We start from the raw sequence: 26,650 nt of genomic DNA, 5'->3' as shown, positions 1-26,650 counted from the left end.
CACACCCGTTCCCATACCGAACACGGAAGTTAAGCTCTTTTGCGCCGATGGTAGTTGGGGGTTTCCCCCTGTGAGAGTAGGACGTCGCTGGGCACAAATAAGAAGTCGTTACCGATTAATCGGTAACGGCTTTTTTTATTCTGTAGTGTTGGATAAAAGATAAAATGCTTAAAACGACATTTCCCGGGAAATAGTTACATCTTACGTCATACAATAAATAGATGAAAAATTATCAGAACTAAATTTTAGTGCTTGAATTCCTATCAAAACTAAATTTTGATTAGCTTTTAGTTATAAAAATGAAGTTGTCTCCTTTTAATAAAAATTTACTATTGTTAAATGTATGGTAATATGCAATTAAAAAAGGAGTGATAATTTGATTATTAAGAAGCATACAACGAATTACAAATATTTAGGCTTGCATATGCTTTACCAACGGTTGCCAAATGACCATACGATGAAAATTATCATTAATTCCAAGTTAATGTCAGCAAGAGCAGGTATCATAGGAGAAGCAACGGTGGAAGAAGTATTTAGAAAACACGATTTCCCTTTTAACTATAATATTTTACATGATGTAAACTTGACTTCAAATGGGAAATTCCAGATTGATACACTGTTCATATGTCAGTATTTTATAGTCATCCTAGAGTGTAAGAATATAATAGGGAACTTGCGCTTTGAGAATGATCCACCTTGTTTGAAACGCGAATTAGACACCGGTAAGAAGAATACATTTGAGAGTCCGGAAGTGCAAGTAGATAGGAATACTTTTTTACTGAGAGAATGGTTGAATAAGCATGGATTAGATATTCCCATTATTGGTGTAATTGTCTTTAGTAGTACGAAATCAATTATAATGAAAGCCCCAGATCATACAGCTGTTATTTATGCATCAAGTGTACCTGTTTATTTAAGAAGGTTACAGAGACAGAAAGAATATTTATCTGAAGCTCAAATGCATGAAATATCACAAAAAATTAAGCAACTTAATCAACCTTATATTCCATTCCCAATGTGCAAGAAATGGGAGATTGATCCAGCTGAATTGATTAATGGGGTGAAGTGTGAGAAATGTGGAAGATTCGAAATGATGAAGAAGAGTAATGGTTGGAATTGTTTACTCTGCGGAAACATTGATAGATTTGCTCATATATTCACTGTCCGAGAGTGGTTTGCATTAGTTTCGAAAAATATAACAAATAAAGAATGTAGGCGCTTTTTATGTATAGAATCCCATCAATTAGCAAGTAGAATATTGAATTCGATGAATCTTTCTAGAAAGGGAAAATCAAATAACACTACTTATTATGTATTAGAATGGGATAAACTAGATAATTCATTAGAAGGAATAGATGAGAAATACAGTAGTTTGACACTCATATAAAAAGATTGGACGATCTCCCCCCAAGTAGGACAATCTTATATAAAACCTGGACAATCTCTTCAAACAGATGGACAATCTCGCGCGAAAGTTGGACAATCGTATAGAACTTGGACGAACTCTCAACAAACTTGGACAATCTTATATAAAACCTGGACAATGCCTTCGAATAGATGGACAATCTCGCGCGAAAGTTGGACAATCAAATAGAACCTGGACGATCCCACCACCAACTTGGACAATCTTATATAAAACCTGGACAATCTCTTCAAATAGATGGACAATCTCGCTCGAAAGTTGGACAATCGTATAGAACCTGGACGATCCCACCCCCAAGTAGGACAATCTTATATAAAACCTGGACAATCTCTTCAAACAGATGGACAATCTCTCTTCAAAGTTGGACAATCTCCTCAAATAGTTAGACAATCCTACTCCAAACTCCATTGCAAATTGATGAAATCGTACATATAAGTTATTCTTATAAGTAAGTAGGAGGTTGTCTGCTATGAAAAAAGAGACAGTTTGGTTTGAAGTAGAAGAAAATGAAAGTATCACAGCCTGTATAGAAAGAATGGAGCAACAAGGCTTTCAAATAGCAGGGAGAAGGGAAGAACCAATTTTTGCAGAAGTGGATGGAAAACCTGTACCTGTTAAACAATTGATTATGTTAAAAGGTATTAAAGAGAAAAACATATAAAAATAATGTTAATATCCGAACAATATAATTTTTATTATAAAAAATGTTCGTATTTATGCATTGACGTTACACATTAGTATTGTTAAAATATGAATAGCAACAGACGATTATATCCCCATATATGCTAAAGAATTGGCTTTAGCGTCTCTACCATGTCACCGTAATGACAGGACTATGAGGGAAAGCAACTTTTGGATTATGCTCAGAGGATGTGTTCACGTATGCTATTAATGACACAAACTAAGCAATTAAGTTCCTCAAGTAAACTGCTTTTCTTCCTTAGAGAGTAGTTTATTTGGGGAATTTCTTTGTTTAAGAAGGGACGAATATAATGAACGCAAAAATTGGTGTAATTATGGGTAGTTCTAGTGATTGGGAAACAATGAAACATAGCTGTGAGGTCCTTGATGAACTTAATATACCGTATGAGAAACGAGTAGTTTCTGCACATCGTACGCCAGATTTAATGTTTGAATATGCAGAGCAAGCACGAAAACGTGGACTTCAAGTAATTATTGCAGGAGCTGGAGGAGCCGCACATTTACCAGGGATGGTTGCTGCTAAGACAACGCTTCCTGTTATCGGGGTTCCTGTGCAATCTAAAGCGCTTAATGGATTAGATTCATTGTTATCCATTGTGCAAATGCCTGGTGGTGTACCGGTTGCGACCGTAGCGATTGGAAAAGCCGGGGCAACAAATGCCGGCTTACTTGCTGCACAAATACTCTCTATACAAGATGAAAATGTGGCGGAGCGATTAGAAAAACGAAGAGAAGATACGAAAAACAAAGTATTTGAAAGTAACGGTGATTTACAATGACTAAAGTAATTTATCCTGGGCAAACAATCGGTATTATCGGTGGTGGACAACTCGGTCGTATGATGGCATTAGCTGCAAAAGAAGCTGGTTATAAAATTGCTGTACTTGAGCCAACCATGGACTCGCCATGTGGACAAGTTGCAGACATTCGTATTGTTGCTCCATATGATGATGAAGCTGCATTAGAAGAACTAGCGGAAGTAAGTGACGTAATTACGTATGAATTTGAGAACATTGATTATGCAGGATTGAAACGATTATCACAAATTGCCTATGTTCCTCAAGGCGCGGAGCTTGTAAAAATTACGCAAGATCGCATACTAGAAAAAACGGAGCTTCAGGCTGCTGGTGTACCGATTGCGAAATTTGTCGAAGCAAATACCTTTGAACAACTGGAACAACGAATTGATGATGTTGGATTTCCTTGTGTCGTAAAAACTTCTCGTGGGGGATACGATGGCAAAGGTCAACAAACAATCCATTCAAAAGAGGAGCTACCACTCGCGAAATCGCTTTTTGAACATTCTGTTTGTATTGCCGAGGCATTTATTCCGTTTACGAAAGAAATTTCGGTCATTGTTCAACGAAACGGTGAAGGACAAACGTATTGCTTGCCAATTGGAGAAAATATTCATGTGAATCATATTTTGCACGAAACAATAGTACCTGCTCGTATTGACATAACACTTGCTCAAAAAGCAATGGAAGCAGCAAATATGATTGCGAATCATCTAAATCTTATTGGTACACTTGCAGTAGAAATGTTTGTGTTAGAAAACGGAGAAATATTAATAAATGAATTAGCTCCGAGACCGCATAACTCGGGACATTACTCAATAGAAGCTTGTAACATTTCGCAATTCCATCAACATATTCGAGCAGTTTGTGGTTGGCCATTAAGGGAGCCAAAACTTTGGACAGACACAGTGATGGTAAATGTATTAGGACAGCATGTTATTTCTTTGACAAACTTGATGACAAAGTACCCAAACTGGTCTGTTCACCTATATGGAAAAACCGAAGCGAAGACGAACCGAAAAATGGGACATGTTACGATTCTTTCATCAAATATTGAACAAACTTTAATAGAAATTGAGCAATCTAAAATCTGGTCTTAATCAGGAGGAACTTGAATGATCGAACGTTATACTCGTCCAGAAATGGGTGCAATCTGGACTGAAGAAAACAAATACAATGCTTGGTTAGAAGTAGAAATATTAGCCTGTGAAGCATGGGCTGAAATTGGCGATATTCCAAAAGAAGACGTAGTGGCACTCCGAAAAAATGCGTCATTTAATGTGGAACGTATTTTAGAAATCGAGCAAGAAACGAGACATGACGTAGTAGCGTTTACTCGTGCGGTTTCTGAAACATTAGGAGAAGAGCGGAAATGGGTGCATTACGGACTGACTTCTACGGACGTAGTAGATACGGCTCTTTCTTACTTAATCAAACAAGCAAATGTCATTATCCGTAAGGACCTTCTAAGCTTTATCGAGATCTTAGAAAATAAAGCAAAAGAACATAAATATACAGTTATGATGGGGCGCACGCATGGTGTGCATGCAGAACCGACAACTTTCGGATTAAAACTTGCACTTTGGACAGAAGAAATGAAACGTAACTTAGAGCGTTTTGAAGCTGCAGCAAAAGTTATTGAAACTGGGAAAATGTCTGGTGCAGTTGGAACGTATGCGAACATTGATCCATTTGTAGAGAAATACGTTTGTGAAAATTTAGGTCTTGCGGCATCACCAATTTCAACACAAACATTGCAACGCGATCGTCACGCACAATATATGAGCACACTAGCTTTAATCGCAACGTCTATCGAAAAGTTTGCAACCGAAATTCGCGGATTACAAAAATCAGAAACACGTGAAGTAGAAGAGTTTTTTGCAAAAGGACAAAAAGGTTCTTCTGCAATGCCACATAAACGTAATCCAATCGGCTCTGAGAATATGACAGGACTTGCTAGATTGATGCGCGGTTATATGATGACAGCATATGAAAATGTATCTTTATGGCACGAAAGAGATATCTCTCATTCTTCAGCAGAACGCGTTATTTTACCAGATGCAACAATCGCGTTGAACTATATGCTAAATCGCTTTAGCAATATTGTGAAGAACTTAACGGTATTCCCAGAAAATATGAAACGTAATATGGACTCCACATTAGGATTAATTTATTCCCAACGCGTGTTACTAGCTTTAATCGACAAAGGACTTGCACGTGAAACAGCTTATGATACAGTGCAACCACTTGCCATGCAAGCTTGGGAATCCCAAACTGCATTCCGCACATTAGTAGATGCGGATGAAAAAATCTCTTCATTACTTTCCAAGGAAGAGCTGGATGATTGCTTTGATTACAATTATCACATTCAGCATGTGGATATGATTTTCGAGCGTTTAGGACTTAATTAACCGGAGGAATTCACAGTGGAAAAAGGTCGTCTATTATACGAAGGTAAAGCAAAACAATTATTTGCAACAGAAGATGAGAACATTCTATTTGTTTCTTACAAAGACAGTGCTACAGCTTTTAATGGAGAGAAAAAAGAAGAAATAGTTGGCAAAGGCAATTTAAATAATAAAATTACAACTATTCTTTTTGAACAATTAAAAAAGCATGGAATTGACTCCCATTTTGTCGAGCAAATCTCAGAAAATGAGCAACTCGTGAGAAAAGTGGAAATTATTCCTTTAGAAGTTGTAGTTCGAAATGTAGCTGCAGGAAGTTTAGCAAAGAGACTTGGATTTGACGAGGGTATAGCTCTAACTCATCCGATTGTAGAATTTTACTACAAAGATGATGCGCTTGGAGATCCAATACTAACAGACGCCCATCTTGGATTGCTGAAACTTGCAACACCAGAGGAAATAGAAACGATAAAAGAAAAAGCACTGGAGATTAATAAAGTGTTACAACCGATTTTTAAGGAAATTGGCGTTACGTTAATCGATATGAAACTTGAATTTGGGAAGTCTGCAACTGGTGAAATACTACTTGCAGACGAGATTTCTCCAGACACGTGTAGATTATGGGATGACGAGACTAATAACAAACTAGATAAAGATGTGTTTAGACGTAATTTAGGTAGTTTAACAGATGTTTACGAAATTATACTTTCCCGACTAGGAGGACTATTAATATGAAAAAAGTTAAAGTGTATGTAACATTACGTGAAAGTGTTCTAGATCCACAAGGTTCAGCAGTTATGGGGGCACTTCACTCGATGAATTATACCGAAGTTTCAGATGTTCGTATCGGAAAGTTTTTAGAGCTTCAAATCGAAGAGGCAGATCGTGATTTAGACATAATCGTAAAAGAAATGTGTGAAAAACTACTTACAAACACAGTAATCGAAGACTATCGTTATGAAGTTGAGGAGGTTGCTAGCAAATGAAGTTTGCAGTAATCGTTTTTCCGGGATCGAACTGTGATTTAGATATGTATCATGCGATTAAAGACGAGCTTGGAGAGGAAGTAGAGTACGTTTGGCATGATGAAACAGATTTAAGCGGATTCGACGGAATATTATTACCAGGAGGGTTCTCTTATGGGGACTACTTACGTTGTGGGGCTATTTCTCGTTTCTCTAATGTAATGTCGGAAGTGGTAAAAGCGGCTGAAGCAGGTAAACCAGTTTTAGGTGTATGCAATGGATTCCAAGTATTAACAGAAGCTGGTCTTCTTCCAGGTGCATTACTACGCAACAAAAACTTAAAATTTATGTGCCGTACAGTAGGTTTAAAAGTAGTAAATAATGAAACGCAATTTACATCTGAATATAAAAAAGACGAAGTAATTCAAATTCCAATCGCACATGGTGAAGGAAACTATTACTGCGATGAAGAAACTCTTGCTAGTTTAAAAGCAAATAACCAAATTGTTTTCACATATGCTTCAGAAAATCCAAACGGAAGCATCGAAGACATTGCTGGTATTGTCAATGAAAAAGGAAACGTACTAGGAATGATGCCTCACCCAGAGCGTGCAGCAAATGACATTATGGGCGGATCAGATGGGCTTGCTTTATTCAAATCAATAGTGAAACAGTGGAGGGAATCTCATGTCAGTCATGCTTGAACCAAATCCGGAGCAAATTAAAGAACAAAAATTATATGCACAAATGGGAATGTCAGACGAAGAGTTTGAAATGGCTGAAAAGATTTTAGGACGCCTTCCAAACTACACAGAAACAGGATTGTTTTCGGTTATGTGGTCGGAGCATTGCTCGTATAAAAATTCGAAACCCGTATTGCGTAAATTCCCTACTAAAGGACCTCAAGTATTACAAGGTCCCGGCGAAGGTGCTGGAATCGTAGATATCGGCGATGGTCAAGCGGTTGTTTTCAAAATGGAATCACATAATCACCCATCTGCTATTGAACCTTATCAAGGGGCAGCAACTGGTGTTGGTGGTATTATCCGTGATGTATTTTCAATGGGAGCTCGTCCAATTGCAATGCTAAATTCACTTCGCTTTGGTGAGTTAAAAACACCACGTGTGAAGTATTTATTTGAAGAAGTAGTAGCAGGGATTGCTGGTTACGGTAACTGTATCGGTATTCCAACAGTCGGGGGAGAAATTCAATTTGACGATTGCTATGAAGGGAATCCACTAGTTAATGCGATGTGTGTTGGTTTGATTAACCATGAAGATATTCAAAAAGGGATTGCTGCTGGTGAAGGCAATACCGTAATGTATGCCGGTGCAAAAACCGGTCGTGATGGTATCCATGGTGCAACATTCGCTTCGGAAGAATTAACAGAAGCTTCAGAAGAAAAACGTCCAGCAGTTCAAGTTGGGGATCCATTTATGGAAAAACTTTTACTAGAGGCTTGTTTAGAGGTAGTGAAATCAGATGCATTGATCGGTATTCAAGATATGGGTGCTGCTGGATTAACTTCCTCATCAGCTGAAATGGCTTCGAAAGCTGGTCATGGTGTGGAATTGAACTTAGATTATATTCCGCAACGTGAAACGGGTATGACTGCATATGAAATGATGCTTTCAGAATCACAAGAACGTATGTTAATCGTCGTGAAAAAAGGTCGCGAAGATGAAATCGTTAAAATCTTTGATAAGTACGGTTTAGATTGTGTAGCTGTAGGTAGAGTAACGAATGATAAAATGCTTCGTTTGCTTCATAACGGAGAAGTGGTTGCTGAAGTTCCTGCAGATGCACTAGCGGAGGAAGCTCCAGTGTATTATAAGCCATCTTCAGTACCTACTTACTTTACAGAGTTCCAAGCGATGGAAAATGTAGAACCAGCAGTTACAGATTATAAAGAGACATTATTAAACTTATTAAAACAACCAACAATTTCTTCCAAAGAATGGGTTTATGACCAATATGACTATCAAGTTCGTACTAGCACAGTAGTAACTCCTGGTTCGGATGCCGCAGTAGTTCGTGTACGTGGGACAAATAAAGGATTGGCAATGACAACTGACTGTAACTCTAGATACATCTATTTAGATCCTGTTGTAGGAGGAAAAATTGCTGTAGCAGAGGCAGCACGTAACGTCGTATGTTCTGGGGCAAAACCACTTGCAATTACAGACTGCTTAAACTTTGGTAATCCAGAAAACCCAGAAATTTTCTGGCAGTTAGATAAATCTGCTGACGGGATTTCAGAAGCTTGTATCGCATTAGATTCGCCAGTTATCGGTGGTAACGTTTCGTTATACAACGAGCGTAGCGGAACAGCAGTTTACCCTACACCAACAATTGGTCTAGTTGGACTAGTAGAAAATTTAGCACATGTTACAACTCAAGAAGTGAAACAAGCTGGGGACATTGTATATGTAATCGGTGAAACGAAAACAGAATTCGGCGGATCAGAGCTTCAAAAATTAGTAGAAAAACGTATTTTTGGTAGAGCACCTTCGATCGATTTAGAAGTGGAAGCGGCACGTCAAAAAGCGTTACTGTCAGCAATTCAAGCTGGAGTCGTACAATCTGCACATGATATTGCAGAAGGCGGACTTGCAGTTGCATTAGCTGAGAAAGCTTTCGGTGCTAACGGGCTTGGAGTAGAAGTAACGATTAATGGTTCTGCAACAACAGCATTGTTTAGCGAATCTCAATCTCGTTTCCTGATAACTGTTAAACCTGAAAATGCAGCTAAATTTGAAGAAATCGTAAAAGATGCTGTTCAAATTGGTGCTGTAACAGATTCTAATAAAGTAGTAATCTCTAACGAAGACGGAACTGAATGGATTAGCGGTTCTGTTGACGAATTCCGTTCCGCTTGGAAAGGAGCAATACCATGCTTGCTGAAATCAGAGGCTTAAACGAAGAATGTGGTGTTTTTGGAATTTGGGGACATCCAGATCCCGCGCCGATTAGTTATTATGGTTTGCATGCACTTCAACATCGAGGTCAAGAAGGTGCTGGAATTGTCGTAACAGACGGGCAAACTTTACGAACAGTCAAAGGTGAAGGATTAGTAAATGATGTTTTTAGTAATGGAAAGCTTGAAAAACTAGATGGAAAAGCCGCAGTTGCACATGTTCGTTATGCAACTGCAGGCGGATCTGGTCTTGAAAATGTTCAGCCACTTCTTTTTAATTCGACTACTGGCAGTCTTGCAATCGCACATAATGGAAACATCGTAAATGCGGGGCGTTTAAAGCGAAATTTAGAACAGCAAGGTAGTATATTTCAAACGACTTCTGATACAGAAGTAATTGCCCATTTATTAAAGAAAAGTCATCATAATTCGGTAGTGGATCGTGCGAAAGAAGCGCTAAGATTATTAGATGGTGCATTTGCAGTTGTTATTTTAACAGAAGATAAATTATTAGTAGCGCAAGATCCACATGGCATGCGCCCACTCTCATTAGGAAAACTAGACGATTCTTGGGTAGTAGCTTCGGAAACAAGTGCGTTTGACTTAATCGGTGCAGAAGTTATTCGTTCAGTTGAACCTGGTGAACTACTTATTATTGATGATGAAGGTGTACGTTCAGAACGTTTTTCGGAGCCAGCAGAACGGGCGATTTGTACAATGGAGTATGTGTATTTCTCTCGACCTGATTCAAATATAGATGGTATTAATATCCATATGGCAAGAAAACGTCTTGGAAAACAGCTTGCAAAAGAAATCCAAGTAGATGCAGATATTGTTACGGGTGTTCCCGATTCTAGTATTTCAGCGGCAATTGGATTTTCAGAAGCTTCTGGAATCCCTTATGAAATGGGACTTATTAAAAACCGCTATGTAGGTCGTACATTTATCCAACCGTCACAAGACTTGCGTGAGCGCGGTGTGAAGATGAAGCTTTCTCCAGTACGTCAAGTTGTAGCTGGAAAACGCGTAGTAATGGTGGATGATTCCATCGTCCGCGGGACAACTTCTAAACGTATTGTGAAAATGTTGAAAGAGGCTGGAGCGGCAGAAGTACATGTTGTTATTAGCTCACCACCATTAAAAAATCCTTGTTTTTACGGTATTGATATTAGTACGGATTCGGAACTGATCGCATCCAATAATAACGTGGAAGAAATGTGTGAACTCATTGGTGCGGACTCGCTTTCCTTTTTATCAGTAGAAGGCATGGTAGAAGCAATTGGGCGAACGGATGAAGGAAAGAATTGTGGGCACTGCTTGGCTTGTTTTACTGGCGAGTATCCTACTCCGATCACTCCTAGTACCAAATTACCGCATGAAAAAGAGCTTGTTCGATAGGAGGATAATATATGTCAAAAGCATATGAAAAAGCGGGCGTTAATATTGAAGCTGGCTATGAAGCAGTTCAGCGCATGAAATCACATGTCGAACGTACAGCTAGAAAAGGTATCATGGGTACTTTTGGTGGATTCGGTGGTATGTTCGATTTGTCTTCATTAAATTATAAAGAACCTGTTCTTATTTCTGGAACAGATGGCGTTGGTACGAAGTTAAAATTAGCGTTTATGACAGATTCACACGATACAATTGGTGTAGACTGTGTGGCAATGTGTGTGAATGATATTGTGGCACAAGGTGCGGAACCATTGTTTTTCCTTGATTATGTTGCGGTAGGAAAAGCAGTACCTGAGCGTATTGAACAAATCGTCAAAGGTGTTGCAGATGGTTGTGTTCAATCTGGAGCAGCGTTAATCGGTGGAGAAACGGCTGAAATGCCAGGTCTATACGAAGAAGATGAGTATGATTTAGCTGGATTTGCAGTTGGTGCTTGCGAAAAATCGAAAATTGTAACCGGTGAAAAAATCACAGAAGGCGATGTGCTAGTTGGTCTTGCTTCTAGTGGCGTCCACTCTAATGGCTATTCACTTGTACGTAAAATAATATTTGAAGAGCAGGGCTATAGCACCGATACAGTGGTAGAAGGTTATGAAAGTCTTGGAGAAATTGGAAAAGCACTTCTTACACCGACGAAAATTTATGCAAAACCTGTAATGGAAATGCATAACGAGCTTGCTATTCACGGAATGGCTCATGTTACTGGTGGCGGTTTTTATGAAAATTTACCACGAATGATGCCAGAAGGATTAGCGGTTGAAGTCGATTTAGGATCATGGGAAGTACTGCCTGTTTTCAACTTATTGAAAGAAAAAGGCGAGCTTACAGATCGTGATTTATATAATGTATTTAATATGGGGATTGGTTTTGTCATTGCGCTCTCTGCGGAAGAAGCAGAAAAAGCAATTGCAATTGCAACCGCTCACGGGGAAAAAGCATACACAATCGGTCGTGTTGTGAAAGGTGAAGGTGTCTTATTCAACGGAACGCATGACGGGAGTTTAGTGTAATGATTGGAAAACCGAAATTTGCAGTATTTGCATCAGGTAGTGGTAGTAACTTTCAAGCGATCTATGATGCAATTGAATCTGGTCATTTATCCGGAACTGTAACGCTTGTAGTGACAGATAGGCCAGATTCATTTGTAGTAGAACGTGCGCGTATTGCAGGAATAGAAACACTTGCGATAAAACCCTCTAGCTTTTCTACGAAAGAAGCTTTTGAGCAAGTAGTTTTACAAAAGCTAAAAGAGCTCGAAGTAGAATGGCTTGTGCTTGCGGGGTATATGCGTTTAATCGGAAGTGTTTTGCTCGAAGCATATCCAAATCGGATTATCAATATCCATCCTTCATTACTACCGGCATTTCCAGGAAAAGACGCGATTGGACAAGCGATGGCACACGGTGTGAAAGTAACAGGAGTAACAGTTCACTACGTCGATGCTGGGATGGATACAGGACCTATTTTAGCGCAAGCAGCCATTGAAGTAGTAGACGGCAATAGAGAGAAAACCGAAGAACGTATCCATGCAATGGAACATGAACTGTATACGAAAACATTACAAAAATTATGGAGTCGGTAAGTCTTTACCGGCTTTTCTATCTTAAGTGTCTAGCTGCAGCACTACCCTTACCGTTTACCCGTCGGGGCTGAACATAGGTGGTGCTTACGCATTTCTAATTAGAGGAGGAATTAACGTGTCAAAACGTGCTTTACTTAGTGTTTCAGATAAATCAGGAATTCTCGAATTTGCAAAAGAGTTAGAACAACTTGGTTATGAAATTTTATCAACTGGTGGTACAAAAGCATTTTTAGAACAAAATGGAGTAGCGATCACATCAGTAGATTCTGTCACAAACTTTCCAGAAATTTTGGATGGTCGCGTAAAAACATTGAACCCAATGATTCACGGTGGATTACTAGCAAAACAAGATGATCCTTCCCACCAAGCACAACTAGAAGAGCATCATATTACACCGATTAACGTAGTATGTGTCAATTTATATCCTTTCCGCGAAACGATTTCCAAACCAGATGTTACGTTTGAAGATGCAATCGAAAATATTGATATCGGTGGTCCATCTATGCTACGTTCTGCAGCAAAAAATCATCAATACGTTACAGTAGTAACAGATGCATCGGATTATGAGGAAGTATTAGACCAACTAAAAGAAACTGGCGAAACAACACTTGAAACACGTCGCAAGTTGGCTGCAAAGGTTTTCCGTCACACTGCAGCGTATGACGCATTAATTGCTAGCTACATGACAGATTTAACAGGAGAAGAATTCCCTGAACTGTTGACTCTTACATATGAGCGTAAACAATCGTTACGTTATGGGGAAAATCCTCACCAAAAAGCAGCATTCTACAAACGTCCATTAGGATCAGATTTCTCGATAGCTTCTGCAACTCAACTGCATGGGAAAGAGCTTTCTTATAATAATATTCAAGATGCCAATGCCGCTATTCAAATCGTAAAAGAATTTGAGAAACCTGCAGCTGTGGCCGTAAAACATATGAATCCTTGTGGAGTTGGGACTGGTGATACTATTTCTGCAGCTTTCCATAAAGCATACGAAGCGGATTCAACGTCTATATTCGGTGGAATTGTAGCTTTAAACCGCGAAGTAGATGCAGCAACTGCCAAAGTATTAGCAGGTATTTTCTTAGAAATTATTATTGCCCCTTCATTCTCAGAAGAAGCAATTGCGATGTTAACGGCGAAGAAAAATATTCGTTTACTAACGATTGCATTTGAACAAACAAAAAAAGATGATTGGAACACCGTTTCAGTAGAAGGCGGATTATTAGTTCAGTCACCAGATGCTTACGGATTAAAAGATGCAGATTTGAAAGTAGTGACAGACCGTGAACCGACTCCGGAAGAATGGAAAGCGTTAGAGCTTGGATGGAGTGTTGTAAAACATGTTAAATCGAACGCAATTGTAGTGGCTACGGAAGATATGACAATCGGTGTAGGTGCTGGTCAAATGAACCGTGTCGGATCGGCAAAAATTGCACTAGAACAAGCTGGAGAACGTGCAAAAGGAGCAGGACTTGCATCAGACGCATTTTTCCCAATGAATGATACAGTAGAAACTGCTGCAAAAGCTGGTATTACGGCAATCATTCAAACTGGTGGATCGGTGAAAGACCAAGATTCAATCGATAAGGCAAATGAATACGGAATCGCAATGGTATTCACTGGCGTACGCCATTTCAAACATTAAGGGAGGCTGTCTATATGAAGATTCTTGTAATAGGGAGTGGCGGTCGTGAGCATGCGATTGCAAAGCAATTCAATGATTCTCCTTCCGTAGATAAAGTGTTTGTAGCACCTGGTAATGCAGGCATGACAAACGATGCAGAAATCGTACCAATCGATGTCATGGCTTTTGAAGAACTAGCAAGCTTTGCAAAAGAAAATAAAATCGATCTAACATTTGTTGGACCAGAGCAACCACTAGCTGGTGGAATTGTAGACCATTTTGAAGCACTAGACCTTCGAATTTTTGGACCAACAAAAGCTGCTGCACAAATTGAAGGAAGTAAATCATTTGCTAAAGAATTAATGAAAAAATACAGTATTCCAACTGCCGCTTATGAAACGTTCACAGAAGTAGAAAAAGCAAAGGCCTATATTAAAAAACTAGGTGCTCCAATTGTTGTAAAAGCAGACGGGCTAGCTGCTGGAAAAGGTGTAGTAGTTGCTATGACAGTGGAAGAAGCAAATACGGCAGTGGAGGACATGATTGGTAACCAGTTATTTGGTGAGTCATCTTCTCGTGTTGTAATTGAAGAGTTTCTAGACGGCGAAGAGTTTTCATTTATGTCATTTGTGCATAATGGACAAATTTATCCAATGGTAATTGCGCAAGACCATAAACGTGCATATGACGGGGATAAAGGACCGAACACAGGTGGTATGGGAGCGTACTCTCCGGTTCCACAAATTTCTTCAGAGATAGTGGATACTGCTTATGAAACAGTTGTTGTTCCAACAGTAAAGGCGATGACAGAAGAAGGAACACCGTTTACTGGTATTTTATATGCTGGCCTAATTTTAACAAATGAAGGACCTAAAGTTATTGAATTCAATGCTCGTTTTGGTGATCCAGAAACACAAGTCGTGTTACCACGAATGACAAGTGATTTCGGTGAATTTATGATGGCATTAATGGATGAAAAACCGTTCCACTTAGAGTGGTCTGAAGATGCGATGCTAGGTGTAGTTCTTGCATCAGAGGGATATCCAGCGGATGTGAAAAAAGGTGCTAAGCTTCCCAATCTTCAAGTATTATTAGATGCTGGACTTCACGTTTTCCACGCAAGTACGAAAGCTGATACGGATAGTTTTATCGCAAACGGTGGTCGTGTTATTTTAGTTGCTGCAAGCGAATCAACCCTAAATGTAGCACAACAAAAAGTATACAATGGCTTGTCCAAGTTAGAATGGGAAGGCTTATTCTTCCGAACAGATATCGGCTGGCGAACATTTCAATAATTTGAAAAGGATGTCTCTAATATTGGAGATATCCTTTTCGTCTCACTGCAGAGCAACCAATTCTCAAAGTAAAGAGTTTGCTTTAAAGCCCAACTCACTATAGAGCGTTGATATACAAATTTACAAAATTTACGAATCAACACTTTGCTTTACTAAAGTACTATGCTACTATTATTTTTAAGAGTAATTTTATAGAAAGGAAAATGGATGATATGCAATATCCAATTTGGAAAATAGAAGAAATTAGATATCAAATTGAAGTGGTGAATGGAAAACAAGCACCAGATATACTAATTACTAATGCGACATTTTTACATAGCCATTTAAAGAAATGGATTACTGGTAATATATGGATTGTGAAAGATCGAATTGTGTATACTGGGTCGGAACTGCCACTTGTCTCTAAAGAAACGGAAGTGTATGACGCTGCTGGTCAAAAGATTGTACCAGGCTATATTGAACCCCATGTACATCCATTCCAATTATATAACCCGCAAACATTTGCCGATTATGCAGCTCAATTAGGAACGACGACATTTATAGCAGATAACTTAGTATTGTTTTTGATGCTTAAAAATAAGAAAGCGTTTTCAATAATGGATGAACTAAGTACACTACCTTTTTCTTTCTATTGGTGGGCTCGTTTTGATTCGCAAACGGAATTAGAGAACGAAGAAGAGTTATTTACATCTAAAACGGTTGGAGAATGGATTGCGCGTCCAGACGTTATTATGGGCGGGGAGCTAACGGGATGGCCAAGGCTTCTTTCAGGTGATGATCAAATGCTGTATTGGATGCAGCAAGCAAAGACGAATGGGATGAAAATCGAAGGTCATTTTCCTGGAGCCTCTGAACGTACGTTAGCGCGTATGCGTTTACTGGGAGCAGATGGAGACCACGAAGCAATGACGATTGAAGAAGTGGAAAGAAGAATTCTCCATGGATATGCAGTGACGCTTCGTCATTCATCGATTCGACCTGACTTGCCAATTTTATTAAAAGGGATTCTAGAGAAGGACTTGCAAATTTTTGATCACCTCATGATGACGACAGATGGGGCTACTCCTTCATTCCACTTAGACGGTGTGATGGATAAATGTATTCAAGTTGCATTGGATGCTGGAGTAAACTCGATAGATGCTTATTTGATGGCTTCATTCAACGTAGCAAAATATTATAACTTATCTAATTTGCATGGAGTCATTGCAAGTGGAAGATTTGCTACGCTTAATTTCTTGGAAGATGAGTTAAATCCAGTCCCAACAAGTGTTTTATCCAAAGGAGTTTGGTTAAAACGCGATGGCAAAAGAATGCATTCATTAGCACCAACCGATTGGTCGAATATACCAAATTTAGACTTGGATTTTAATCTGACCGATGATGATTTCCAATTTTCGATGCCATTTGGAATTGAGATGGTGAACGATGTTATTACGAAGCCGTATTCTATTACGGTCGATACGTCCGATACCGAACTTTCGACTGAACATGATGAGAGTTTCTTGCTACTAGTAGATCGTCTAGGTAAGTGGAAAGTTTCTACACTTATTAAAGGATTTGCAACGAATTTAAAAGGATTTGCTTCTTCTTATTCTAGTACTGGAGATATAATATTAATCGGAAAAAATAAAAAGAGCATGCTTCAAGCTTTCAATGAAATGAAAAAAATGAATGGCGGAATAGTCATCGTTGAAAATGAGGAAGTTGTTTGCACGCTTAAACTGCCTATAGGTGGCATATTATCGGATAAGCCGATGGAAGCATTAATAGAAGAGGAATTATGTTTAAAGAGAGAATTAGCGGCTAGAGGATTTAAGCATGGGGATGCCATTTACACATTGTTATTCTTGCAAGCTACGCATTTACCTTATGTTCGAATTACGCAAAGAGGAATTTTTGATGTCATGAAAAAACAAGTATTATTTCCAGCAGTCATGAGGTAGGGGGATTTTGTGTGTTTAAAAAATGGGGGATTATAAGCATACTCGGTTTATTTCTTGTCGCTTGTTCCAATGAGAAAGAAGCAGTGGAAGAAGTAAAACCGGTAGAAGACATAGAAGAAGATATAGTAGAAGAAGTTGTAGAGGAACCCGCTGTTCTACCCTATGTTGCGCCTTTTACTGGCATTCGTTCAGATGTCGAACAAACCCAAAGACCAATTATTGTTACGATGAATAATCATCCGCTTGCAAGACCACAATCAGGAATTGCACAGGCGGATATGGTTTATGAGATGTTAGCAGAAGGGAATGTAACGAGATTTCTAGCACTTTATCAAAGTGACATACCCGATGTAATTGGGCCGGTAAGAAGTGCTCGTGACTATTTCGTTGAAGTAGCAAAAGGATTAGATGCTTTTTACATTGCACATGGCTATAGCCCAGATGCGCAGAAAATGTTAAATGCGAGAGTTGTAGATAATATCAATGGTATGCAATATGATGGTATACTTTTTAAGCGTTCCAAAGAACGTAAGGCACCACATAATTCATATATTTCTAAAGAGAATATTTTTGCAGGTGCAGAAAAAGTAGGGGCACCGATGGAAATCCACAAAATTCCTACCCTCTCTTTTTATGATTCGATAGAAGGAGCAAAAATTGGAGATCCAGTATCTTCAATAAGCATTCAATATGGGTCAGGGGCAAGTTTTGAAAATCAATATACATATATACCGGAAAGTGGTTTATATGAAAGGAAAACTGGCGGAGTTGTAACGGTTGATAAGGAATCAGAAAAACCTGTAGAAATAGCAAATGTAATATTTATGGAAATACCACATAAAACAATTGATAATGCTGGGCGCAGGCAGTTAACATTGACTGCTGGAGGAAAAGCGTATCTTTTTCAAGCAGGGACGATGAAAGTGATTGAATGGGAAAATATTGACGGAATTCTTATACCGATGGAAAATGGTGTTCCAGCAAAATTAGTACCGGGAAAATCATGGATTAGTTTTGTGCCAACCAAACCGGGATTAGAAAACATGGTAAACTATTTACCTTGATATTAGCTATAAAGAGGGGAATGATACAACATGCAAATTGAAAAGATAAAAGGACATCAAACGGATCAATTGTTTAAAGCTGTGCTAGAGCTAAACGATATAGAAGAATGTTATCGATTTTTTGATGATTTATGTACAATAAGTGAAATTCAATCGCTTGCTCAGCGCTTTGAGGTTGCGCATTTACTTCGATTGAAAAAAACATATGAAACGATTAAAAAGGAAACTGGAGCAAGTACAGCAACAATTTCACGTGTGAGACGTGCATATGATTACGGTAATGATTATTATGATGAGATTCTTGGTCGACTATATCCAGAAGAGTCGTCGATTAAACAGCCAAAAGAATAATCTAGAACTATCTTGAACTAACCACTGAACAGAAGCCTCTGTTCAGTTTTTTTGTTATAATGAAACGTGCTTAACTAACTTAATGTAGGTGAAAAAATGGATTATAAAGAATGGCGCCATATATTTAAATTGGATCCGGCAAAGGAAATAGAGGCGGAAGCCTTAGAAAAGGTTTGTGAGTCTGGAACCGATGCTATTATCATTGGGGGTTCGGACGGGGTAACACTGGATAATGTGATTGATTTGTTAATGCGGATTAGAAGGTATGCAGTCCCTGTTGCTTTAGAAGTATCGACGATAGAATCGATTACCCCTGGTTTTGATTATTATTTTATTCCAAGTGTATTGAACAGCCGAGAGACAAAATGGGTGAAGGATTTACACCACGCGGCTACAAAGGAATTTGGAGAAGTGATGAACTGGGATGAAATTATTCCGGAAGGGTATTGTATATTAAATCCTGATTGTAAAGCTGCCAAGTTAACAAATGCTAAACAACCAGAGACAGATGAAGATATTATCGCTTATGCACAAATGGTCGAGCATCTGTTTAAATTCCCTATTTTTTATATGGAATACAGTGGTATGTACGGTGATGTAAAAGTAGTGAAAAAGGTAAAAGAAGGTCTTCAAAATACGAGACTTTTCTATGGGGGAGGTATTAAAACAGCAACCCAAGCAAGTGAAATGGCTGCATATGCTGATACAATAATAGTTGGCAATCAAGTATATGAAAACCTCGCAGAAGCTCTAAAAACAGTACATGCTGTGAAGCGATAGTTGAATATAAAAGAAATGAACTATATAATGAGAACAAATGTTCTTGAAAGGAAGTGCATGATGGAACTCCTAGGAAAAAACCTACTAAATGGTATGAACAATGAACAAGAAAAAGCCGTTAAAACTACAGAGGGTCCTCTACTTATCATGGCTGGAGCAGGGTCCGGAAAAACACGCGTATTAACCCATCGAATTGCGTATCTAATCGTGGAAAAAGAAGTATACCCCTCGAAAATACTTGCCATTACATTTACGAATAAGGCAGCTCGTGAAATGCGAGAACGTATCGATAGTATTTTAGGAGCGGGGACAGGCGAGCGTATGTGGGTATCTACGTTCCACTCGATGTGTGTTCGAATATTAAGAAGAGATATCGACCGTATAGGTTATTCAAAGAACTTCTCCATTCTTGATACGACGGATCAGTTAACGGTTATTAAAAGTATTTTAAAAGAACAAAATATTGATCCGAAAAAGTATGACCCGCGTTCGATGTTAAATGCAATTAGCAGTGCGAAAAATATTTGCATCGATGCGGATACGTACAAAGCACAGATGAACGAGATGAATCCGTTTGAAAAAACGGTAGCAGAAGTCTATACAGGATATGAAAAGCGTTTAAGAAAGAACCAATCTCTCGATTTTGATGACTTAATCATGACTACTGTGACGCTATTTAAGAGGGTTCCAGAAGTATTAGAGTTCTACCAAAATAAATTCCAATACATTCATGTAGATGAGTATCAAGATACCAATAAATCCCAATATGAATTAGTACAAATGCTTGCACGGAAGTTTAAGAATATTTGTGTCGTTGGTGATTCGGATCAATCGATTTATCGCTGGCGCGGAGCAGATATTCAAAACATTTTATCATTCGAAAAAGACTATCCGAACGCAACAATGATCATGCTAGAGCAAAATTATCGTTCTTCTCAGCGCATCTTACAAGCTGCAAATGACGTCATTGGTAATAACACAAGCAGATACCCAAAAGTATTACGAACGGAAAATAGCGAAGGAGAAAAAATTCAGCTATTCCGTGCCTTTAATGAACAACAAGAAGCGCAGTTCGTCGTGCAATCCATTCAAGAGATGATGGAGAATGAAAACCGCACACTCGATGATTTCGCCATATTATATCGTACAAATGCTCAGTCACGTGTGATGGAGGAAGTACTTGTGAAATCGAATATGGCGTATACAATCGTCGGAGGAACAAAGTTCTATGATCGTAAAGAGATTAAAGACTTACTAGCGTATCTTCGTTTAATCGCTAATAACGATGATGATTTATCACTTGCACGCATCATAAATGAGCCAAAACGAAATATTGGAGCAACTTCTTTTGAGCGCATGGCTATGTATGCACTGGAACAAGATCGTTCTATACTTGATGCATTACATGAAGTTGACTTTATGGGGTTACCAGCAAGAGCAGTAAACTCAGTTGTCGGGTTTCATGGACTTATTCAAAATCTTACACAAATGCAAGAATTTTTGTCCGTGACGGAAATTGTCGAGCAAGTGCTTGAAAAAACTGGTTATAAAACAATGTTAAAAAATGAAAAAACGATTGAAGCAGAAAGCCGTTTAGAAAATATCGAAGAGTTTTTATCTGTTACGAAGGCATTTGAAGAAAAAAGTGATGATAAATCACTAGTAGCATTTTTAACGGATTTAGCCCTCATCTCCGATATAGACAAGCTGGATGAAGAGGAAGATACGTCGCAAGGTAATATAATTTTAATGACGATGCATGCGGCTAAAGGACTCGAATTCCCAGTAGTATTCATTATTGGTATGGAAGAAAATATTTTCCCTCATTCTCGCTCCATTGGCGATGATGATGAAATGGAAGAAGAACGGCGCTTGGCTTACGTGGGTATTACTCGGGCAGAGGAGCGATTGTTTATTACTTGTGCACAGTCTCGTACCATTTTTGGACGAGGTAGTTTCAATAGCCCTTCTCGTTTTATAGCAGAAATATCGGATGAAATAATAGAGGTTGTCGGTGGAAAAAGTGACAATAACAGAATGTCTTCATCTAATACTAGAGCTGTTCCACAAACTAAAAAAACAGCTGTTGTTCGTCCTGCCTATAAGCAATCAGGTGGAGATAAGATGGGTTGGCAAGTAGGAGATAAAGCCGTGCATAAAAAGTGGGGCGAAGGTATGGTTGTTAGCGTACGAGGAAATGGTGAAGATACAGAACTAGATATCGCATTCCCAAGTCCAACAGGTATTAAACGTTTACTAGCAAAATTTGCACCAATCGAAAAAGGATAATTCACTTAGTGGAGGAAAACCCCATGGATAAATTAGAAGAAAGAGTAAAAGAGCTTCACAAGCTTCTATACGACTACGGATACGCATACTACGTGCTAGATGATCCAATTGTTCCAGACGCGGTATATGATCAATATTTGCACGAATTAATTGCTTTAGAGGAGCAAAATCCAAATTTAATATTGCCCGACTCTCCAACGCAACGTGTAGGGGCAGTAGTTAGTGAAGGGTTTCAAAAAGTTACGCATACAAACCCAATGCTCAGTCTTTCTAATGCATTTAACGAAGCAGATTTACGCGATTTTGATCGACGCATACAAGGTATTATCGATGAAATTCCAACGTATGTATGTGAACTGAAAATTGATGGTTTAGCGGTTTCTCTTCTTTATGAAGAGGGACGTTTAGTAAGGGGCGCTACCCGTGGTGACGGCACAACTGGAGAAGACATTACGAGTAATATTAAAACAATCCGTTCTATTCCACTTCGTTTAAAAGATAGCGTGACGCTAGAAGCAAGAGGAGAAGCATATATGCCGAAATCTTCTTTTATGAAGCTAAACGAGGAGCGAAAAAAGCGCGGGGAGGAACTTCTTGCCAATCCCCGTAATGCTGCTGCTGGATCACTTCGTCAGTTAGATCCAAAAATGGCTGCGAGTAGAAACTTGTCCATGTTCATATACGGCATGGGCGGAGATGGTGAGGAACAAAATGTTGAGAAACACTCCGAAGCATTGATGTTTATGAAAGCGCAAGGTTTACCGACGAATAAAGAAACGAGAGAATGTGCTTCTATTGAAGAGGTGCTTGCATTTGTCGAGGAATGGACTGCAAAAAGAAATGACCTTCCTTATGAAATCGATGGTATTGTTATTAAAGTTAATGATTATGCCCAACAAGAGGAATTAGGTTTCACAGCAAAAAGCCCGCGCTTTGCTATCGCCTATAAATTTCCGGCAGAGGAAGTTGTCACAACGATACTAGATATCGACTTAACGGTTGGTCGTACGGGGGTAGTAACACCCACTGCTATATTAGAGCCAGCGCTAGTAGCGGGTTCAACCGTTCAACGGGCAACCCTTCATAATGAAGATTTAATTCGGGAAAAAGATATCCGCATAGGTGACCGCGTGATTATTCGAAAAGCAGGAGACATAATTCCGGAAGTAGTATCGGTCATTTTAGAAGAAAGAAACGGTACGGAAATACCATATGAAATGCCGACACATTGCCCAGTATGTGAAAGCGACTTAATAAGAATTGAAGAAGAAGTAGCACTACGTTGTGTAAATCCACAATGCCCTGCGCAAATTCAAGAAGGTATTTACCATTTTGCATCTCGCAATGCGATGAACATCGAAGGGCTCGGGGAAAAAGTTGTAGAGCAGTTATTTAGAGAACAGCTCATAAGAGATGTTTCGGATTTGTATAAGTTGACGATAGAAGATTTAGTAAAGCTAGAAAGAATGGGACAAAAATCTGCAACGAATTTAGTAGCAGCAATCGAGGCTTCTAAAACGAATTCGATGGAACGGGTATTATTTGGACTTGGCATTCGCCATATTGGAGAAAAAGCTGCGAAAATACTAGCGGAAACATTCCATCATTTCGATGCACTTATGAATGCTACAAAAGAAGAGTTAACCGTAATCTTTGAAATCGGTGACAAGATGGCGGACTCACTTGTTACTTATTTCGAGCAAGAAGAAGTACAACAGCTAATCGTACGATTAAAAGAGGCGGGATTAGCACTACAGTATACTGGTAAAATTGTAGATATGTCCTTACTAGAAGATAGTCCATTTGCTAATAAAACAATTGTACTCACTGGAAAACTGTTACAGTTGACTCGACCAGAAGCGAAAGAAAAAATTGAAGCGCTTGGTGGAAAGGTTGCAGGAAGTGTAAGTAAAAAAACAGATTTAGTGATAGCAGGAGAAGAGGCGGGATCTAAGTTAGAAAAAGCAACTAGTCTTGGCATTGAAGTTTGGGATGAACAAAAATTATTAGATCATTTAGCGGATTAAAGGGGTTCAAAACATGAACAAAAAAATAATAAGCATAGCGATGCTCGTGTTAATGCTAATCGTTTCTGGGTGTACTCCTTCTCTGAAAAACGAAACAGACGTTATTCAAAATACAGAAGAGAAAGCTACAAAAACAGTAATTATTCCAAGTTTACAATTAGATGAAAAATACTATCGTACTATTTTGCCTTATGAAGAAAGCGCAAGTAGAGGACTAGTTGTATCTAATTTAGCGACAAAATATGATATGAAAGAAGTAGAGACTGGTCTTCTCCGTGTTTCTCAAAATCAGTTTTCACCGGATAAGTATTTATTCCAAGAAGGTCAATATTTAAAAGGTAGTACAATCAGTTCTTGGTTGGCAAGAAGCAATCAAACAAAGGATGGTTTAAATCCAAGTGATGAAGGGCTTACTGGTGAAGAGAAAGCAAAAAATGCTCCCGTTTATATAACGCATATTGTGGAACAAAACTACTTGATAAAGGAAGGGAATACAGTAAAGCTTGCAGGAGTTTCTGTAGGACTTGCGTTAAATTCTATTTATTATTATCAAAAAGAAGCGTACGGGGCAACTTATGAAGAACAGTTATCACAAGCTCAAATCGAAGAAAATGGGAAAAAAATTGCAGAAGAAGTTGTAAATCGTATGCGTCAAATAGAAGGATTAGCAGACGTTCCGATTGTTGTAGGTCTTTTTAAACAAAATAGCAGAAATGCGGTTGTTCCTGGAACATATTTCACTTATAGTACGGCTCCTGCGGGTAAGAACGTTTCTGATTGGAAACCGATCGATGAAGAATATATTCTATTCCCTACAGCAGCATCGGAAGAAAAATATCGTGATTTAGATACGATTTTTCGAAACTTCAAACAAGATGTAGAAACCTATTTTTCGAATTATACAGGCGTAATTGGAACCGGTTATTTTAAAGACAAGCAACTGCAAAAATGGACGATTACGATTCCCATTCAGTTTTATGGTACTTCGGAGGTGATTGGGTTTACACAACATCTCGCAGGACTAGTAAAAGAACGTTTTAATTCTTCGATGAATGTTGAAGTGCAAGTAAACTCATTGAATGGGGCAGAAGCGTTACTCATTAAGAAACCCGGTGAAGAGGAACCATTTGTGCATATATATGCACATTAAATAGTTTACTCGTTCTAAAATGTGTCACTCTGTTCAAGCAGAGTGAAAAATGGTATGATGTTGCCTATGGTTATTGAATTCGGAGGTGTGAAAAATGGCGGAATTATCAAAAGAAGAAGTTAAACATGTTGCACATCTAGCACGTCTTGCAATTACGGAAGAAGAAGCGGAAAAGTTTGCGCTTCAACTAGGTGCAATTTCGGAATTTGCTGAGCAATTAAAAGAATTGGACACAACAAATGTAGAACCAACGACACATGTACTACCTTTAGTAAATGTTCTACGTGAAGACGTAGCAACTAAAGGACTCGACCGTGAGACGATGATGTTAAATGTAAAAGAACAAGAAGCAGGTCAAGTAAAAGTACCAGCTATTATGGATTAATCATTGTAAGGAGGGAAACTAATGACGTTATTTGAACGTTCGGCGAAAGAACTACAAGAACTTGTACATAGCAAAGAAGTTTCGATTTCGGATTTAACAAAAGAAGCTTTTGAACGTGTAGAAAAACTAGATGGCGATGTAGAAGCTTTCTTAGCATTAAATAAAGAAAAAGCAACAGCAACAGCTGCAGAATTAGATCAAGTACCTTTTGAAGAGCGTGGACCTTTATTTGGTTTGCCAATCGGAGTAAAAGACAATATCGTAACAGAAGGATTAGAAACAACTTGTGCTAGTAAAATATTAAAAGGGTTCAACCCAATTTATGATGCTACTGTTGTGAAAAAGTTACGCGCAGCAGGAATGGTTACAATTGGAAAGTTAAACATGGATGAATTTGCGATGGGTTCTTCCAATGAAAACTCAGCGTATAAAACGACGAAAAACCCATGGGCTTTAGATAGAGTACCAGGTGGGTCCTCAGGTGCATCTGCAGCAGCAGTAGCCGCAGGAGAAGTACCATTCTCACTAGGTTCTGATACTGGAGGTTCTATCCGTCAACCAGCAGCTTATTGTGGTGTTGTTGGGATGAAGCCTACATACGGACGTGTTTCTCGTTCTGGACTAGTTGCATTTGCTTCTTCCTTAGACCAAATTGGTCCGATTACACGCAATGTAGAAGACAATGCTTTACTACTAGAAGCAATTTCAGGACTAGATCCACTTGACTCTACTTCAGCAGATGTAGAAGTACCAAACTTTGCAGCCGCTTTAACTGGAGATATTAAAGGTTTACGTATCGCTGTTCCGAAAGAATACTTAGGAGAAGGTGTTGGCGAAGCAGCTCGTGAATCCGTTATGGCTGCATTGAAAGTACTAGAATCTCTTGGAGCAACTTGGGAAGAGGTATCATTACCACATTCTAAATATGCTTTAGCGACATACTATATCCTTTCTTCTTCAGAAGCTTCTTCTAACCTTTCTCGTTTCGATGGGATACGTTATGGTTTCCGTGCGGAAAATGTTGAAAACTTAATGGATCTATATAAAGAAACGCGTGCACAAGGTTTCGGTGACGAAGTAAAACGTCGTATTATGCTCGGGACTTATTCATTAAGTGCTGGAACTTACGATGCTTACTATAAAAAAGCACAACAAGTTCGTACGCTGATCAAAGAAGATTATGATAAAGTGCTAGCTGATTATGATGTCATTATTGGACCAACTGCACCTACGCCAGCATTTAAAATTGGTGAAATTGTAGAAGATCCATTAACGATGTATGCAAACGATATTTTAACGATTCCGATTAACTTAGCAGGTGTACCAGCAATCTCGATTCCATGTGGGTTCGAAGATGGAATGCCTCTAGGATTACAAATTATCGGGAATTATTTTGATGAGTCAACAATTTATCGCGTAGCTCATGCGTATGAGCAAGCGACAGATTTCCATAAACAAACTCCTCAAATTTGGGAGGGAAAATAAT

The 26,650-nt window shown here is 38.8% G+C and carries 23 protein-coding genes, 1 rRNA gene and 1 riboswitch; all 24 genes read left to right on the top strand.

What is annotated here, in order from left to right; genetic code table 11:
* Positions 1 to 93, top strand: a 5S ribosomal RNA gene (rrf, locus tag ACIQYS_RS12100); the annotation flags it as partial.
* A gap of 283 nt (positions 94 to 376) precedes the next feature.
* Complete coding sequence (locus ACIQYS_RS12095) at positions 377 to 1,387, top strand: nuclease-related domain-containing protein (protein WP_402979802.1); 1,011 nt, start codon at positions 377 to 379, stop codon at positions 1,385 to 1,387.
* 505 nt (positions 1,388 to 1,892) lie between these two features.
* Positions 1,893 to 2,084 (top strand): NETI motif-containing protein, encoded by a 192-nt coding sequence (locus ACIQYS_RS12090; RefSeq protein WP_402979799.1) that lies wholly within the window; start codon positions 1,893 to 1,895, stop codon positions 2,082 to 2,084.
* A 95-nt stretch (positions 2,085 to 2,179) separates the two neighbouring features.
* Positions 2,180 to 2,279, top strand: a riboswitch (purine riboswitch).
* A 136-nt stretch (positions 2,280 to 2,415) separates the two neighbouring features.
* Entirely contained in the window at positions 2,416 to 2,904 is a 489-nt protein-coding gene (purE, locus tag ACIQYS_RS12085) for a 5-(carboxyamino)imidazole ribonucleotide mutase (RefSeq protein ID WP_402979796.1), read from the top strand.
* Complete coding sequence (gene purK, locus ACIQYS_RS12080) at positions 2,901 to 4,022, top strand: 5-(carboxyamino)imidazole ribonucleotide synthase (protein ID WP_402979793.1); 1,122 nt, start codon at positions 2,901 to 2,903, stop codon at positions 4,020 to 4,022. Before purE ends, purK begins: the two co-directional genes overlap by 4 nt.
* A 15-nt stretch (positions 4,023 to 4,037) precedes the next feature.
* Positions 4,038 to 5,333, top strand: a complete 1,296-nt coding sequence (gene purB, locus ACIQYS_RS12075) for an adenylosuccinate lyase (protein WP_402979790.1) — start codon at positions 4,038 to 4,040, stop codon at positions 5,331 to 5,333.
* A 15-nt stretch (positions 5,334 to 5,348) separates the two neighbouring features.
* Positions 5,349 to 6,065, top strand: coding sequence for a phosphoribosylaminoimidazolesuccinocarboxamide synthase (gene purC / locus ACIQYS_RS12070; protein WP_402979786.1), 717 nt, complete (start codon positions 5,349 to 5,351; stop codon positions 6,063 to 6,065).
* Positions 6,062 to 6,316, top strand: coding sequence for a phosphoribosylformylglycinamidine synthase subunit PurS (purS, locus tag ACIQYS_RS12065; RefSeq protein ID WP_402979783.1), 255 nt, complete (start codon positions 6,062 to 6,064; stop codon positions 6,314 to 6,316). The genes purC and purS overlap by 4 nt, the downstream gene beginning before the upstream one ends.
* Positions 6,313 to 6,999 (top strand): phosphoribosylformylglycinamidine synthase subunit PurQ, encoded by a 687-nt coding sequence (gene purQ, locus ACIQYS_RS12060; RefSeq protein WP_402979780.1) that lies wholly within the window; start codon positions 6,313 to 6,315, stop codon positions 6,997 to 6,999. Before purS ends, purQ begins: the two co-directional genes overlap by 4 nt.
* On the top strand, positions 6,983 to 9,214 hold the full coding sequence (gene purL / locus ACIQYS_RS12055) for a phosphoribosylformylglycinamidine synthase subunit PurL (RefSeq protein ID WP_402979777.1): 2,232 nt from the start codon (positions 6,983 to 6,985) through the stop codon (positions 9,212 to 9,214). Before purQ ends, purL begins: the two co-directional genes overlap by 17 nt.
* Positions 9,190 to 10,611, top strand: coding sequence for an amidophosphoribosyltransferase (gene purF, locus ACIQYS_RS12050; RefSeq protein WP_402979774.1), 1,422 nt, complete (start codon positions 9,190 to 9,192; stop codon positions 10,609 to 10,611). Before purL ends, purF begins: the two co-directional genes overlap by 25 nt.
* 11 nt (positions 10,612 to 10,622) lie before the next feature.
* On the top strand, positions 10,623 to 11,678 hold the full coding sequence (gene purM / locus ACIQYS_RS12045; RefSeq protein ID WP_402979771.1) for a phosphoribosylformylglycinamidine cyclo-ligase: 1,056 nt from the start codon (positions 10,623 to 10,625) through the stop codon (positions 11,676 to 11,678).
* Entirely contained in the window at positions 11,678 to 12,250 is a 573-nt protein-coding gene (gene purN / locus ACIQYS_RS12040; RefSeq protein WP_402979768.1) for a phosphoribosylglycinamide formyltransferase, read from the top strand. Before purM ends, purN begins: the two co-directional genes overlap by 1 nt.
* Before the next feature lie 115 nt (positions 12,251 to 12,365).
* On the top strand, positions 12,366 to 13,901 hold the full coding sequence (purH, locus tag ACIQYS_RS12035; protein WP_402979765.1) for a bifunctional phosphoribosylaminoimidazolecarboxamide formyltransferase/IMP cyclohydrolase: 1,536 nt from the start codon (positions 12,366 to 12,368) through the stop codon (positions 13,899 to 13,901).
* Between the two features lie 14 nt (positions 13,902 to 13,915).
* A complete protein-coding gene (purD, locus tag ACIQYS_RS12030; protein WP_402979762.1) occupies positions 13,916 to 15,175 on the top strand; it encodes a phosphoribosylamine--glycine ligase in 1,260 nt (419 codons plus the stop codon).
* 212 nt (positions 15,176 to 15,387) lie between these two features.
* Positions 15,388 to 17,118 carry an adenine deaminase C-terminal domain-containing protein gene (locus ACIQYS_RS12025; protein ID WP_402979759.1) on the top strand — a complete coding sequence of 577 codons (1,731 nt, stop codon included), beginning with the start codon at positions 15,388 to 15,390 and terminating at the stop codon, positions 17,116 to 17,118.
* Between the two features lie 11 nt (positions 17,119 to 17,129).
* Positions 17,130 to 18,182, top strand: a complete 1,053-nt coding sequence (locus tag ACIQYS_RS12020) for a DUF3048 domain-containing protein (RefSeq protein WP_402979756.1) — start codon at positions 17,130 to 17,132, stop codon at positions 18,180 to 18,182.
* Between the two features lie 30 nt (positions 18,183 to 18,212).
* Positions 18,213 to 18,533, top strand: coding sequence for a YerC/YecD family TrpR-related protein (locus tag ACIQYS_RS12015; protein WP_402979753.1), 321 nt, complete (start codon positions 18,213 to 18,215; stop codon positions 18,531 to 18,533).
* 96 nt (positions 18,534 to 18,629) lie between these two features.
* Positions 18,630 to 19,313: a heptaprenylglyceryl phosphate synthase gene (pcrB, locus tag ACIQYS_RS12010; RefSeq protein WP_402979750.1), complete on the top strand. Its 684-nt coding sequence runs from the start codon at positions 18,630 to 18,632 to the stop codon at positions 19,311 to 19,313.
* 60 nt (positions 19,314 to 19,373) lie between these two features.
* Positions 19,374 to 21,602, top strand: coding sequence for a DNA helicase PcrA (gene pcrA, locus ACIQYS_RS12005; protein ID WP_402979745.1), 2,229 nt, complete (start codon positions 19,374 to 19,376; stop codon positions 21,600 to 21,602).
* 23 nt (positions 21,603 to 21,625) lie between these two features.
* Positions 21,626 to 23,629, top strand: a complete 2,004-nt coding sequence (ligA, locus tag ACIQYS_RS12000; RefSeq protein ID WP_402979741.1) for an NAD-dependent DNA ligase LigA — start codon at positions 21,626 to 21,628, stop codon at positions 23,627 to 23,629.
* 13 nt (positions 23,630 to 23,642) lie between these two features.
* The gene (locus ACIQYS_RS11995) at positions 23,643 to 24,779 is read left to right on the top strand and encodes a CamS family sex pheromone protein (protein WP_402979738.1); all 1,137 of its coding nucleotides are present in this window, start codon (positions 23,643 to 23,645) and stop codon (positions 24,777 to 24,779) included.
* A 94-nt stretch (positions 24,780 to 24,873) separates the two neighbouring features.
* Positions 24,874 to 25,164, top strand: a complete 291-nt coding sequence (gene gatC, locus ACIQYS_RS11990) for an Asp-tRNA(Asn)/Glu-tRNA(Gln) amidotransferase subunit GatC (protein WP_402979735.1) — start codon at positions 24,874 to 24,876, stop codon at positions 25,162 to 25,164.
* Positions 25,165 to 25,185: 21 nt separating this feature from the next.
* Positions 25,186 to 26,649 carry an Asp-tRNA(Asn)/Glu-tRNA(Gln) amidotransferase subunit GatA gene (gene gatA / locus ACIQYS_RS11985; protein WP_402979732.1) on the top strand — a complete coding sequence of 488 codons (1,464 nt, stop codon included), beginning with the start codon at positions 25,186 to 25,188 and terminating at the stop codon, positions 26,647 to 26,649.
* The last annotated feature ends 1 nt before the right edge of the window (position 26,650 follow it).

The organism is Psychrobacillus sp. NPDC096426 (assembly GCF_044762745.1).
In the GTDB taxonomy this organism is placed as follows: Bacteria; Bacillota; Bacilli; order Bacillales_A; family Planococcaceae; genus Psychrobacillus.
The sequence above is the reverse complement of the archived record's forward strand: the minus strand, read 5'-3'. Positions and strand labels throughout refer to the sequence as shown.